Origin of the sequence: Aquitalea pelogenes (genome assembly GCF_041914625.1) — a bacterium.
GTDB lineage: Bacteria > Pseudomonadota > Gammaproteobacteria > Burkholderiales > Chromobacteriaceae > Aquitalea > Aquitalea pelogenes.
The window spans coordinates 103254-114759 of record NZ_JAYSDA010000013.1; the positions used below are offsets into that span (position 1 = coordinate 103254).

17 protein-coding genes are annotated in these 11506 nt (G+C 63.5%); 13 read left to right on the forward strand and 4 right to left on the reverse strand.

The window, feature by feature from the left end:
* Positions 1 to 2 precede the first annotated feature (2 nt).
* From ACE3SE_RS12215 to ACE3SE_RS12260, 10 genes are all read left to right on the forward strand, one after another.
* A complete protein-coding gene (locus ACE3SE_RS12215; protein ID WP_062787921.1) occupies positions 3 to 785 on the forward strand; it encodes an SDR family NAD(P)-dependent oxidoreductase in 783 nt (260 codons plus the stop codon).
* On the forward strand, positions 713 to 1219 hold the full coding sequence (locus tag ACE3SE_RS12220) for a nuclear transport factor 2 family protein (protein ID WP_374555624.1): 507 nt from the start codon (positions 713 to 715) through the stop codon (positions 1217 to 1219). The genes ACE3SE_RS12215 and ACE3SE_RS12220 overlap by 73 nt, the downstream gene beginning before the upstream one ends.
* Positions 1216 to 1362 carry a DUF2256 domain-containing protein gene (locus ACE3SE_RS12225; protein ID WP_082086484.1) on the forward strand — a complete coding sequence of 49 codons (147 nt, stop codon included), beginning with the start codon at positions 1216 to 1218 and terminating at the stop codon, positions 1360 to 1362. The genes ACE3SE_RS12220 and ACE3SE_RS12225 overlap by 4 nt, the downstream gene beginning before the upstream one ends.
* A gap of 4 nt (positions 1363 to 1366) precedes the next feature.
* Positions 1367 to 2644, forward strand: coding sequence for a DASH family cryptochrome (locus ACE3SE_RS12230; RefSeq protein WP_374555626.1), 1278 nt, complete (start codon positions 1367 to 1369; stop codon positions 2642 to 2644).
* A complete protein-coding gene (locus ACE3SE_RS12235; RefSeq protein WP_374555628.1) occupies positions 2641 to 4170 on the forward strand; it encodes a cryptochrome/photolyase family protein in 1530 nt (509 codons plus the stop codon). Before ACE3SE_RS12230 ends, ACE3SE_RS12235 begins: the two co-directional genes overlap by 4 nt.
* 20 nt (positions 4171 to 4190) lie before the next feature.
* Entirely contained in the window at positions 4191 to 4733 is a 543-nt protein-coding gene (locus ACE3SE_RS12240; RefSeq protein WP_374555630.1) for a lipocalin family protein, read from the forward strand.
* Positions 4734 to 4736: 3 nt separating this feature from the next.
* Positions 4737 to 4961 carry a TIGR02450 family Trp-rich protein gene (locus ACE3SE_RS12245; protein ID WP_045847354.1) on the forward strand — a complete coding sequence of 75 codons (225 nt, stop codon included), beginning with the start codon at positions 4737 to 4739 and terminating at the stop codon, positions 4959 to 4961.
* 40 nt (positions 4962 to 5001) lie between these two features.
* Positions 5002 to 5994 (forward strand): NAD(P)/FAD-dependent oxidoreductase, encoded by a 993-nt coding sequence (locus ACE3SE_RS12250; RefSeq protein ID WP_374555632.1) that lies wholly within the window; start codon positions 5002 to 5004, stop codon positions 5992 to 5994.
* The gene (locus ACE3SE_RS12255) at positions 5991 to 7523 is read left to right on the forward strand and encodes an FAD-binding domain-containing protein (protein WP_374555634.1); all 1533 of its coding nucleotides are present in this window, start codon (positions 5991 to 5993) and stop codon (positions 7521 to 7523) included. Before ACE3SE_RS12250 ends, ACE3SE_RS12255 begins: the two co-directional genes overlap by 4 nt.
* A gap of 158 nt (positions 7524 to 7681) precedes the next feature.
* Positions 7682 to 7912 carry a hypothetical protein gene (locus tag ACE3SE_RS12260; RefSeq protein WP_131359790.1) on the forward strand — a complete coding sequence of 77 codons (231 nt, stop codon included), beginning with the start codon at positions 7682 to 7684 and terminating at the stop codon, positions 7910 to 7912.
* Between the two features lie 15 nt (positions 7913 to 7927).
* Here ACE3SE_RS12260 and ACE3SE_RS12265 read toward each other — a convergent pair whose 3' ends face one another.
* Entirely contained in the window at positions 7928 to 8353 is a 426-nt protein-coding gene (locus tag ACE3SE_RS12265; protein WP_062787907.1) for an EamA family transporter, read from the reverse strand.
* A gap of 99 nt (positions 8354 to 8452) precedes the next feature.
* On the opposite strand from ACE3SE_RS12265, the gene ACE3SE_RS12270 reads away from it, so the two are divergent.
* Positions 8453 to 8584, forward strand: a complete 132-nt coding sequence (locus ACE3SE_RS12270; protein ID WP_255434165.1) for a hypothetical protein — start codon at positions 8453 to 8455, stop codon at positions 8582 to 8584.
* Here ACE3SE_RS12270 and ACE3SE_RS12275 read toward each other — a convergent pair.
* Positions 8581 to 9234 (reverse strand): YkgJ family cysteine cluster protein, encoded by a 654-nt coding sequence (locus tag ACE3SE_RS12275; RefSeq protein ID WP_374555637.1) that lies wholly within the window; start codon positions 9232 to 9234, stop codon positions 8581 to 8583. The genes ACE3SE_RS12270 and ACE3SE_RS12275 overlap by 4 nt on opposite strands.
* Before the next feature lie 149 nt (positions 9235 to 9383).
* Between ACE3SE_RS12275 and ACE3SE_RS12280 the strand changes: the two genes are divergently transcribed.
* Both ACE3SE_RS12280 and ACE3SE_RS12285 read left to right on the forward strand, forming a co-directional pair.
* Positions 9384 to 9638 carry a hypothetical protein gene (locus tag ACE3SE_RS12280; RefSeq protein ID WP_131359783.1) on the forward strand — a complete coding sequence of 85 codons (255 nt, stop codon included), beginning with the start codon at positions 9384 to 9386 and terminating at the stop codon, positions 9636 to 9638.
* Between the two features lie 71 nt (positions 9639 to 9709).
* Positions 9710 to 9898 carry a hypothetical protein gene (locus ACE3SE_RS12285; RefSeq protein ID WP_374555639.1) on the forward strand — a complete coding sequence of 63 codons (189 nt, stop codon included), beginning with the start codon at positions 9710 to 9712 and terminating at the stop codon, positions 9896 to 9898.
* 45 nt (positions 9899 to 9943) lie between these two features.
* Here the strand turns inward: ACE3SE_RS12285 and ACE3SE_RS12290 are convergent, their stop codons facing one another.
* Both ACE3SE_RS12290 and ACE3SE_RS12295 read right to left on the reverse strand, forming a co-directional pair.
* A complete protein-coding gene (locus ACE3SE_RS12290; RefSeq protein WP_374555641.1) occupies positions 9944 to 11299 on the reverse strand; it encodes an MATE family efflux transporter in 1356 nt (451 codons plus the stop codon).
* A gap of 127 nt (positions 11300 to 11426) precedes the next feature.
* Positions 11427 to 11506: PhnA domain-containing protein (locus ACE3SE_RS12295; RefSeq protein ID WP_374555645.1), on the reverse strand; the 80-nt coding region annotated here is incomplete at its 5' end.

Here is an 11506-nt window from a genome sequence, read left to right on the forward strand (position 1 = left end):
CCATGTTGCTGCCCGCCCTTAACCGCCCGCTGCGCAACTGGCCGCAACAGACGGTATGGATTGTCGGTGCCTCCAGCGGCATTGGTGCCGCACTGGCCAGCCAGCTGCTGGCACTGGGCGCACGGGTGATCCTGTCGGCCCGTGGTGTCGACAGCCTGCACGCGGTGGCGGCACGGCAGCCTCGTGCCATCGTGCTGCCGCTGGATGTCAGCCAGCCCGCCGCCTGGCAACAGGCCTGGGACAGCTTGCAACAGCAGGATGCCCTGCCGGACCTGGTCGTGTTCTGCGCGGCAGCCTACCGGCCGGAGCGCTGCTGGGACATCCGCCAGCAACAGGTCAGCGACACCCTGCAAACCAATCTGGCCGGGGTGTATTACGGGCTGGAAACCATGCTGCCGGCCATGATGGCGCGCCGTCAGGGCGGTATCGCACTGGTCGCCAGCGTGGCCGGTTATGTCGGCCTGCCCGGTGCCTGTGTGTATGGGCCCAGCAAGGCAGCGCTGATCAATCTGGCCGAGCTGCTGCATGCCGAACTGCACCAGCACGACATGCAGGTGTACCTGATCAACCCCGGCTTTGTCGCCACCCGGCTCACCGCCAAGAACGACTTCGCCATGCCGGCGCTATTGCAACCGGCAGATGCCGCCCGGGAAATTGTGCGCGGCCTGGAACAGGGCCGGTTCGAAATTCACTTTCCACGCAGGTTTACGCTATGGATCAAGCTGCTCGCACTACTGCCTTACCGGCTGAGACTGCCACTGCTGCGCCATCTGGCGCGCAACTGAGGGCAAGGCTGGCGGCACTGGCCGACTGGTATGCCACGCTCAGCCCGGCCAGCCTGCTGCACATCGACGACTATTACACCGTCGACGCCCGCTTTCGCGACCCCTTCAACCAGGTACACGGGCGTGATGGCATTGCCGACATCTTCCGCCACATGTTTGCCGTGCTGGAAGAGCCGGTGTTCAGCGTGCGCGAGCAATTGCTGGATGGTCAGCAGGCCTTCATCACCTGGGATTTCAGCTTCCGCCGCGCGGGCAAGCACTACCAGCTGCACGGCGGCAGCCACCTGCGTTTTGCTGCTGACGGCAAGGTATGCCTGCACCGCGACTACTGGGACTCGGCCGAAGAGCTGCTGCACAAGCTGCCGCTGATTGGTGCGCCGCTGCGTCTGCTGCGTCGCCTGCTGTCGGTGCATGACCAGGGCTGGCCGGTATGAAAGCGCCATTTCGCGGCAACAAAAGCAGCCTGCCCAGCAAGCCCTGCGCGGCCTGTGGCAAGCCGATGAGCTGGCGGCGCAAATGGGCGCGCTGCTGGGATGAGGTGAAATACTGTTCCGAACGCTGCCGCCAGCAGCACTGAAGCCATGACCACGCTGATCTATTGTTTCCGAGACGACCTGCGCCTGCATGACAACCCGGCGCTGACTGCGGCCTGCCAGCAGGCGGATTACCTGTTGCCGGTTCATGTCAGCCCGCAGCCGCAAACCACGCGCTGGGGCTTCGAGCGGGTGAGCGCCCGGCGTCGCGCCTTCCGCCACAGTGCGCTGCAGGGGCTGGCCACCGCATTGCAACAACAGGGTAGCGGCCTGCTGCATGCCAGTGGCAGCCTGGCCAGCGTGCTGCCCGCACTGGCAAGCCAGATAGGTGCCACTGCCATTTACTGCGAGGACATCGCCACCCCGGAAGAACAGGACGAACTGACCGCCCTGCGCGCCTGTGGCCTTGCCGTGCACAGCTTCTGGCAATCCACCCTGCTGGCGCCGGACAGCCTGCCTTGGGCAGATGCGCAACTGCCAGACCAGTTCACCCGCTTCCGTCAGCAAGTGGAAGCCGCCGCCATCCAGCCCGCCGCGCCCTTGCCGGAACCGGCGTTGCCACCCTTGCCACCGGCAGCCCGCCAGTTGATCCAGCCGCTGGCGGCCATGGACTACCCGGCCGCCGACCCGCGCTCAAGTTTTCCGTTTCCAGACTCCGCTTTTGCCGGCAGCGAGACAGCCGCGCTGGCACATCTGGCGCAGTACCTGCAGCGCGGCCTGCCGCACAGCTACAAGGCCACCCGCAACGGCCTGCATGGCATCGACTACTCCAGCAAGTTCTCGCCCTGGCTGGCCTGCGGCAGTCTGTCTCCAAGGCTGGTGCTGCAACAGCTGCATGCCTTTGAAACCGAGCACGGCCATAGCGACAGCAGCTACTGGCTATGGTTTGAACTGCTGTGGCGCGATTACTTCAAGCTGCTGCAACGCCAGCATGGCCGCCGCCTGTATCACCCCGGCGGCCTGCCACAACGCGCCAGTCCGCCGCACAACCCGGCAGCTTTCCAGCGCTGGATGGCCGGGCAAACCGGTCATGCACTGATAGACGCCGGCATGCGCGAACTGACCGCCACCGGCTATCTGGGCAATCGCATGCGCCAGATTGTGGCCAGCTACCTGATTCACGAACTGCAATGCGACTGGCGTGCCGGTGCGGCCTGGTTTGAAGCCTGCCTGCTTGACTACGACTGCAGCCAGAACCAGGGCAACTGGCTGTATCTGGCCGGACTGGGAACCGACCCGCGCGGCGGCCGCCGTTTCAACCCGGACAAGCAAGCGGCTGAATACGATGCCGACGGCCACTACCGCCAGCTGTGGAGCCAGCCATGACCACCCTGCGGCTGATACTGGGCGACCAGCTCAATCCGCAGCACAGCTGGTTTGCCAGCCATGATGCCGATGTGGTCTACCTGCTGCTGGAGCTGCGGCAGGAAACCGGCTATGTGCTGCACCACGCGCAAAAGCTGCTGGCAGTACTGGCCGGGATGCGTGACTTTGCCTGCCAACTGAAGGCGGCAGGCCACCGCGTGCGCTATGTTGCCATCAACGACCCCAGCAATCGCGGCACGCTGGAGGACAATCTGGACGCGCTGTGCCAGCACTATCAGGCCACGGAATTTGCCTGGCAGGCACCGGACGAATGGCGGCTGGACCAGCAATTGCAGCAGTGGGCGAACCGGCAAAGCATTCCTTGCCGGATGGTGGACAGCGAGCACTTTTACACCACACGCCATGAAGCAGGCCAGCTGTTTGCCGGCAAGGCGCAATGGCGCATGGAAGTGTTTTACCGCCAGATGCGCAAGCGCCACCGTGTGCTGCTACAGCCGGACGGCAAGCCGGTGGGCGGCGAGTGGAACTACGACCACGACAACCGCAAACCCTGGCGAGGCAGCCCGCCACCGCCGCAGGACACCCGCCCCGGCCACGACCATCAGGCCTTGTGGCACACGCTGCAAGCCGCCGGGGTGCAATCGTTCGGCAATCCCGCAGCCGACGCCCTGCGCTGGCCGCTGAACCGCACCGAGGCCTTGCAGCAGCTGCATCACTTCATCCGCCACGGCCTGCCGCAGTTTGGTGATTACCAGGACGCCATGCACAGCGAGACGCCCTATCTGTTTCACTCACTGCTGTCGTTTGCCCTCAATACCAAGATGCTGTCACCACAGGAAGTGGTGGCCGCGGCGGAGCAAGCCTGGCAGGACGGCCTCGCCCCGCTGCCGGCGGTGGAAGGTTTCATCCGCCAGATTCTGGGCTGGCGCGAATACGTGCGCGGCGTGTACTGGGCGCGCATGCCCGGCTATGCCGACAGCAATGTCTTCGACCACCAGCACCCGCTGCCGGAATGGTTCTGGCATGGCAAAACCGGCATGCGCTGCCTGGCCCACGCCATCGGCCAGTCCTTGCAACTGGCCTATGCCCACCACATCCAGCGGCTGATGGTGATCGGCAATTTTTCGCTGCTGGCCGGGCTGTCGCCGCAGGCGCTGCATGAATGGTATCTGGGGGTGTATATCGACGCCTTCGAATGGGTGGAACTACCCAATACCGTGGGCATGAGCCAGTTTGCCGATGGCGGCCTCCTGGCCAGCAAGCCTTATGTATCCGGCAATGCCTACCTGCATCGCATGGGTAATTACTGTGGCGACTGCCGTTACCGCCGCGATGCACGGCACGGTGCCGATGCCTGCCCCTTCAATGCGCTGTACTGGGACTTCTTCCAGCGCCAGCGCCCCCGGCTGGGCAACAACCCGCGGCTGGCGCTGGTTTACCGCCAGCTGGACAAGATGCCAGCCACTGAACAAGAGGCTATCCGCCACAGTGCGGAGGCCATCCTGCAAGGCCTGAACCAGTTATGAACCCACACAAGGAATCCACCATGCGACTGTCAAATTTCCGCACTCTGCTGTTACTGGCAGGCAGCCTGCTGCTGGCCGCCTGCTCCACCCTGCCGCCGCCCGGCATCACGCCGGTGAGCAGTTTCGACCTGCAACGCTACAGCGGAAAATGGTATGAAATTGCCCGCCTCGACCACAGCTTCGAGCGCGGCATGAGCGATGTCAGCGCCCGCTACACCCCGCAAACGGACGGCAGCGTGCAGGTCATCAACCGCGGCTATGCCACGGCGCAAGGCAGCTGGAAACAGGCAGAAGGCCGCGCACTGTTCAATGGCGACAGCCATGTCGCTTCGCTCAAGGTGTCGTTCTTCGGCCCCTTCTATGGTGGCTACCACGTGGTGGCGCTGGACCCGGACTACCGCTGGGCCATGATCGCCGGTAACGACCGCTCTTACCTGTGGATTCTGGCGCGTGACAAACAACTGCCACAGGCCGTGCTGGACCCACTGCTGCAGCAAGCCAGAGCGCTGGGCTTTGCCACCGAGCAGCTGATTTACGTGCCGCAAACCCGTAGCGACAACTAAGCCATGCCAGTCCGCCTCAACCCGCGCAAGCTGCTGCTGAGCAAATGGACGGCCGTGCAGCCGCAGCACAAGGAAAAGCATTTCCTGGTGACCCGCGTGCTGCTGCCGGACGACCCCAGCCAGCCGATTACCGAAGTGGAGCTGGAAGCGGTCTACACCCGGCGCAGCCGCATCATTGCCTGGCAAACCCTCACCGACAGCAGTTGCTGGCGGCAGGGCTGGCTTTGAACCGCCCACCCAATCCCACACCATCATGCAGACGCACACCATGACACCCCCATCGATTGCCATCATCGGAGCAGGCCTCGCCGGCCTCTCCTGCGCACGCCAGTTGCATGAAGCTGGCCTCAGCATCACCGTTTTTGACAAAAGCCGCGGCCTGGGTGGCCGCCTGTGCACCCGGCGCGGCGACAACTGGCAGGCCGACCACGGCGCACAATACTTTACCGCCCGCGACCCGGCCTTCCGCCAGCAAGTGGCGCACTGGCTAGACGCCGGCGTGGTGGCGGAATGGACGGTCACCCCGGCAGTGCTGGGTCAGGAATCAGCAAATGCACAGCACCAGCAACATGATGCTCCGGCACGTTATGTCGGTTTGCCCGGCATGTCGGCCCCATGCAAGGCACTGGCCGATGGGCTGAGCGTACGCAGCCAGCACACCGTTTGCCGCCTGCATCACAGCGTAGCGGGCTGGCAGCTGGAAACCGTCGAACACGGCCTGCTGCCCGAACTGTTCAGCCGGGTACTGGTGGCAATACCCGCGCCGCAGGCAGCAAACCTGCTGGCCGATAGCCAGCCCGCATTGGCCGCTGTGGCAGCAGCGCAGCCCATGCTGCCTTGCTGGACGGTGATGGTGCAGCCCGGGGCTGACTTCGCGCCCGGCTTTGCTGCGGCCTTTGTCAATGCAGGCCCGCTGCGCTGGATTGCCCGCAACGACAGCAAACCCGGCCGCAGCGGTGCGCCGTGCTGGGTGCTGCAAGCCAATGCCGAGTGGAGTGCTGCTCATCTGGAGCAGCCTGCCAGCGAGGTGGGCGAGCAGTTGCTGGACGCATTCCGCGCGCTGGGTGCCCCGGCCTGCACGGTACTGAGCAGCCATCGCTGGCGCTATGCCGATTGCCACGCCAGCCAGCACGGCAGCATGTGGGATGCCGCCATCGGCATCGGCCTGTGTGGCGACTGGTTGCACGGCGGCAAGGTGGAAGGTGCCTGGCTCAGCGGCCGTCATCTGGCTGCCAGCGTACTGGGTGCCTGGCAGCCGTGAGCGTCGGGGTGGTCTGGTTCAAGCGTGACTTGCGCCTGCACGATCACGCTGCCCTGACAGCTGCCAGCCTGGCCGGGCCGGTGCTGTGTCTGTACATCATCGAGCCCGCGCTGTGGCAGCAGCCGGATGCCTCCAGCCAGCACTACCACTTTGCGCTGGAATGCGTGCAGGATCTGGCGGCCTCGCTGGCAGCCCGTGGTTTGCCACTGCTGATCCAGGTGGGCGAGGCGGTCGAGGTGCTGGCGCGCCTGCATGCCGCCATGCCATTCGACGCCCTGTACGCACACGAAGAAACCGGCAATGGCTTTAGCTATCAGCGCGATCTGGCCGTAGGCCGCTGGTGCCTGCAACAGCGAGTGCAATGGCAGGAATTCGCCCAGACCGGCGTTATCCGCCGTTTGCGCTCGCGCGATGGCTGGGCCGCACGCTGGACGCAGTTTGTCAGCCAGCCCTGCCTGCCGGTGCCCGCGCTGCAGGCCGCGCCCTGCCCGCTACCCATCATGACCGCACCCGGTGCCGACAGCCTGGGCATTTTTCCGTTTGACCCGCCTCAGCGCCAGCGTGGCGGCCGTCGCCGCGCCATTGCGGTATTACAGGACTTCCTGCAACAGCGCAGCGCGCAATATCGCGGCGGTATTTCCTCGCCGCTGTCCGCTCCCACTGCCTGCTCGCGCCTCTCCCCTTATCTGGCCATGGGTTGCCTCAGCCTGCGTGAAATCGTGCAAGCCACGCACCGCCAGCTGCAACGCCTGCCAGAGGACAGTACACGCCAGCGCAAGGGCTTGCAGGCTTTCATCAGCCGCCTGCACTGGCATTGTCATTTCATGCAGAAGCTGGAATCCGAACCGGAAATCGAATGGCGCAACATGCACCGTGGCTACGACGGCCTGCGTGAGACGGAACATGACGAAGCCCGCTTGCAGGCGCTGATGCAGGGCCGCACCGGCTGGCCGCTGGTGGATGCCTGCGTGGCCATGCTCAATCACACCGGCTGGCTGAACTTCCGCATGCGCGCCATGCTGGTATCGGTGGCGGCCTACCCGCTGTGGCTGCACTGGCGGCCGGTGGGGCTGTGGCTGGCGCGGGCGTTTCTGGATTACGAACCCGGCATCCACTGGAGCCAGTTGCAAATGCAGTCCGGCACCACCGGCATCAACACCACCCGGGTGTACAACCCGGTAAAGCAGGCGATGGATCACGACCCGCAAGGCCGCTTTGTGCGCCGCTGGCTGCCGCAGATGCAACAGGTGCCTGATGGATGGCTGTTCGAGCCGTGGAAAATGCCGGACAGCCTGCGCCAGCAATACGGCCTGATCGGTGAGCAGGCGCTGCCAGCACCGCCATGCGAACTGGAAAGCGCAACGCGGCTGGCCAAGCAGCGCCTGCATGCCTGGCGCAAGCAGCCGGAAGTAAAGGCCGAAAAAGCGGCCATCGTCGCGCGCCATGGTTCGCGCCAGCGCCCGCCGGGCAAGCGTACAAACCGACGTCGGCCAGACGTGCAACAGCAGCTGGGTTTGCCGCTGGACTAGCCAGTCAGGGCCTGCAAGAACAATCACTCCGCACGTTTACTGGCTGTGTGATAAGTAGAAGCACCGATGACACCCGTCCGCCAAACAAGGTATGGTTGCCATTCCTCCTTTGTAGACGACTCTTTTCCCACGCCAGGCGTGGGATTTCTTTGTCCGCCATGCCAGTACTTGTCATCAACACCAGCAACAGCCTGCCCGGCCTGTCCTTGCCCGACTTCGAATCTGTCAGACGCATTCCGACCGGCACGTACGATATTGTCGGCCGCTGCATCGGCCCCTGTGGCGGCCCGATGTGGATTCTGCGCCAGGGCGAGGATGCCTGGTTGCTTGATCAGGCATTTTACGAATGGCTGCTGGAACAGCAGGCACAGGAACTGCAACCCGCCTGAGCGGCATGGGCATCCTCAGCGACGGATGGCCAGCACCAATACGCCCAGCGCCACCAGGCCAATACCCAGCCATTCCCGCAGGCCGGGGCGTTCACCCAGAAACAGCACGGCAAACACGGCCACCAGTACCAGACTGAGCTTGTCCACCGGTGCCACCTTGCTGGCTTCGCCCAACTGCAAGGCGCGGAAATAACATACCCAGGACGCCCCCGTTGCCAGCCCTGACAGGCCCAGAAACAGCCAGGTCTGGCCCGGCAGCTGCAGTGGATTGCGCCACTTGCCGGTCAGCCAGACAAAGGCTGACAGCACCAGTGCAATGATGCCGGTACGGATCAGCGTGGCCAGATCCGCATCGACATGACGCAAGCCGGCCTTGGCCAGAATGGCTGTCAGCGCGGCAAATACGGCGGACAACAAGGCCCATGGCAACCAGCCATCCATCACGTTTCTCCCTGAGTTTGATGTGCGAACCGGACTGGCCGGTAAAGGATTGCAGGCGTACACTGACGCCCGGTTCATCATTTCAACGACTCACCCGCCATGACATCGGCAAAATCCGTCAGTCTGCTTGTCCTGCTGCTGCTTGCCTTGCAAGCAGGCCATCATCAGGAAAGCAAGTCGCTCAATCCGCTGCAGCCAAGACTGATCAAGAATATCCTGCGCATGCGCTAGGATGCGGTAATCTTTTCGCCTGCCAGCCAGGCGACACCGGCTGCTGGCTGCTCCAGCGCCCACAGCATGGCACGGGTCAACTCCAGCGGTGCCATTGAAAGACCTGCCTGACGATACCCCTGTGCCGTACCAGCCTGCAGGGCTTCGGCAGCCAGCGTGATGGCCAGATCCTGCGGAATGTGCTCAGCACCCTGCTGACAAGCCTCTGCCGAAAAGGAATGCGCCTTGCGACAATTGGCCGGGCGCCATGGATAGATGCTGCACATGCTGTCTTGCAGGAATACGCAAGGCAAGCGCGGGGAAGGTTCCCCGGCATTTTCCAGCCAGGCCAGGCGCTGCTGCAGGCCTTGCAGCAAGTCCTGACGTCGCGCCGCAGGCCAGTCTTGCAGGCAGGCGGCCAGGCGCAAGGCTTCCACCGGGCTTACTTCCACCCGCACATGACAGCAACTGGCACAGCCCGGCTGACATGCGGGTTTCTCCCCACGCAAGGCGGCCTGGGCGACGGTCTTGTCGACGGCCGCATGCAAAAAGCCCACCACGTGCAGCGCTTGTGCCAGTTCCGGGCGCTCGCCCAGCTCCCGCGCCACCCGCTGGCCTACCTGGATAATGGAGGCTTTCAGTGCCGCCTGCTCCTGTTCACCCAACTGCATGCCTGCCCTCTTTTCTGATCCGCCGCCAGCGGATGCCGGCGCGAAATGCTTCCCGTTTGATCATGATCATCCAGTATGCGCTTGTCACATGCCACTACTTTGCCCCGGGATTACACTGTTGTTCATGGCATTCAAACGATTGTTTCAACATGACAGAAGCAGAAATCATTCCGCTGATCAATTCCCTTGAGCACGCCCCGGACCGCGCCATGCTGGCCGAACTTGCCCTGCTGCTGGGTTCGGCCTACCAGTGCGGTGAGCTTGGCCTGGCCGACCTGCACCGGCTGAGTGCGCCCGGTCGCGCCGTGTTCAACCAGTTGTGCGAACTGATCGCCAGCCTGCAACCGCATGGGCTGCGCGCTGAAACGGTAAACCGGTTGCAAGCCATGCTGGGCTGTCGCTGAAACTTAAGATTTGCTTAAGCCTCTCTTGCCAACATGAGAATGGGGAATGGTCCCCACTCTGGAGATTTCACATGTCACTGTCGTTCAATCCGGCGCTCAGCAGCGCCACCTACCCTGTCTCCCGTAGTACTGCCGCGCCGCAGCCCAGCGCAACCCGTGACAAGGATGGTGACAATGATGGCAGCACGTCTGCTGTCGAAGCGGCTGCACCGCGCGCCATCAGCGCAACCATCGGCAATCACATCAATACCACGGCCTGAAGCCAGGCTCCCTGTCCGGCACATGCCGGGCAGGATTTTGCAAAATCAGGCTGTGGCCGGATCAGCCTGCCGCTGTGGCACACTATCTCGCAAGCGCGGCCAGGCCAGGGTCAGCAGCACACCACGCATGGCCATCAACACCAGCAGCGCCGCCCAGATTCCGTGATTACCCAGTCGTGGCTGCAACAGCCACAGGGTGGGCACATAGGCAGCAAAACTCAGCAGCATGCCATTGCGCAGCACAGCGGTACGCATGGCACCCATGAACACCCCGTCCCAGAAAAAAGCCCAGATGCACACAGGTGGCAGCAACACCAGCCACGGCCAGTACTGTGCCGCCAGTTGCTGCAATTGCCGGTCCGGCGTCATCCAGGGCAGATAAACCCTACCCAGCAAAGCCATGCCCAGTGCCAGCAGGCTGCTCCAGCCCAGCGACAGCCAGGCACAGCGTCGCACGACCAGGCGTAATCCACTCCGGTTTTGCGCACCGATGGCATGCGCGCCATGCACTTCGGCCGCCACGGCAAAACCATCAAGCAAGCTGACACACACCATGAAGGCCTGCAGCAGCAACTGGTTGGCAGCCAGGGTCAGGCTGCCCAGCTGACCGGCACTGCGTGTCATCAGGGCAAAGGCCAGCGTCAGCAGCAAGGTGCGCAGCATGATATCCAGATTGGCAGCAAACAATTGCTTCCATGCCGCAGCGCCACCGGCCTGTGCCAGTGCCTTGCGCCAGCGCGGCCATGCCACATGGCGCAACATGATGCGGGCCGCCAGCATGCTGCCCACTGCCTCGGCAATGGCCGTGGCCCAGCCGGCACCAGCCACGCCCCAGCCCAGCACGCTGACCAGCAGCACAGCCAGTACCGCATTGAGCACATTCATCAGCACTTGCAACACCATCACCTGACGCGACTGCCCCAGACCCAGCAGCCAGGCAAACTGCGCATAAGACAGCAAGGTAAACGGTGCCGACCAGATACGGGCCGCATAGTAGTTGCGGGTAAGCAGCGCCACATCCGGCGGAGGGGCCAGAAAATGCAATGCCAGCCACAACAAGGGCTGATGCAGCAGCAACAGGCCCAGGCCACCCAGCAACGCCGCCAGCATCGGCCTCAAGCCGGCCAGCACCACCGCTTCCGGGCTTTGCTGGCCGGTAGCCTGCGCCACCAGACCGGTAGTGGTAAAACGCAGGAAACTGAAACACCAGTACAGCACGGTGAAAATGCTGCCCCCCACCGCCACCGCCGCCAGCGCCAGCGGGCTGCCAATGCGCCCCAGCACCGCGCTATCCACCAGCCCCATCAGCGGGGTAGCCAGCGCGGCCAGCATCACCGGAATGGCAAAGGCAATCAGTTGACGGGTGGAGGGGGAATGATAGGGCTGCTCGGCAACAGGCATCAGGAGAAACTCGGGTAAAAGCGCATGGTATCAAAGCACAGCACGCTGCGGCAGCTGCCATGTGCTGGCCATGAAATGAAAAAAGCACCCGTTACAGGGTGCTTTGCGGATCAGCCAAACAAAGGACTCAGGCTTTTTTGACGAACTCGGATTTCAAACCCATGGCGCCAATGCCGTCGATCTTGCAGTCGATATCGTGATCACCAT

What these genes read in the sequence shown, in the direction of transcription:
- ACE3SE_RS12215 (WP_062787921.1), top strand. Translation starts at nt 3, where the DNA reads ATGTTGCTGCCCGCCCTTAACCGCCCGCTGCGCAACTGGCCGCAACAG.
- ACE3SE_RS12220 (WP_374555624.1), top strand. Translation starts at nt 713, where the DNA reads ATGGATCAAGCTGCTCGCACTACTGCCTTACCGGCTGAGACTGCCACT.
- ACE3SE_RS12225 (WP_082086484.1), top strand. Translation starts at nt 1,216, where the DNA reads ATGAAAGCGCCATTTCGCGGCAACAAAAGCAGCCTGCCCAGCAAGCCC.
- ACE3SE_RS12230 (WP_374555626.1), top strand. Translation starts at nt 1,367, where the DNA reads ATGACCACGCTGATCTATTGTTTCCGAGACGACCTGCGCCTGCATGAC.
- ACE3SE_RS12235 (WP_374555628.1), top strand. Translation starts at nt 2,641, where the DNA reads ATGACCACCCTGCGGCTGATACTGGGCGACCAGCTCAATCCGCAGCAC.
- ACE3SE_RS12240 (WP_374555630.1), top strand. Translation starts at nt 4,191, where the DNA reads ATGCGACTGTCAAATTTCCGCACTCTGCTGTTACTGGCAGGCAGCCTG.
- ACE3SE_RS12245 (WP_045847354.1), top strand. Translation starts at nt 4,737, where the DNA reads ATGCCAGTCCGCCTCAACCCGCGCAAGCTGCTGCTGAGCAAATGGACG.
- ACE3SE_RS12250 (WP_374555632.1), top strand. Translation starts at nt 5,002, where the DNA reads ATGACACCCCCATCGATTGCCATCATCGGAGCAGGCCTCGCCGGCCTC.
- ACE3SE_RS12260 (WP_131359790.1), top strand. Translation starts at nt 7,682, where the DNA reads ATGCCAGTACTTGTCATCAACACCAGCAACAGCCTGCCCGGCCTGTCC.
- ACE3SE_RS12265 (WP_062787907.1), bottom strand. Translation starts at nt 8,353, where the DNA reads ATGGATGGCTGGTTGCCATGGGCCTTGTTGTCCGCCGTATTTGCCGCG.
- ACE3SE_RS12270 (WP_255434165.1), top strand. Translation starts at nt 8,453, where the DNA reads ATGACATCGGCAAAATCCGTCAGTCTGCTTGTCCTGCTGCTGCTTGCC.
- ACE3SE_RS12275 (WP_374555637.1), bottom strand. Translation starts at nt 9,234, where the DNA reads ATGCAGTTGGGTGAACAGGAGCAGGCGGCACTGAAAGCCTCCATTATC.
- ACE3SE_RS12280 (WP_131359783.1), top strand. Translation starts at nt 9,384, where the DNA reads ATGACAGAAGCAGAAATCATTCCGCTGATCAATTCCCTTGAGCACGCC.
- ACE3SE_RS12285 (WP_374555639.1), top strand. Translation starts at nt 9,710, where the DNA reads ATGTCACTGTCGTTCAATCCGGCGCTCAGCAGCGCCACCTACCCTGTC.
- ACE3SE_RS12290 (WP_374555641.1), bottom strand. Translation starts at nt 11,299, where the DNA reads ATGCCTGTTGCCGAGCAGCCCTATCATTCCCCCTCCACCCGTCAACTG.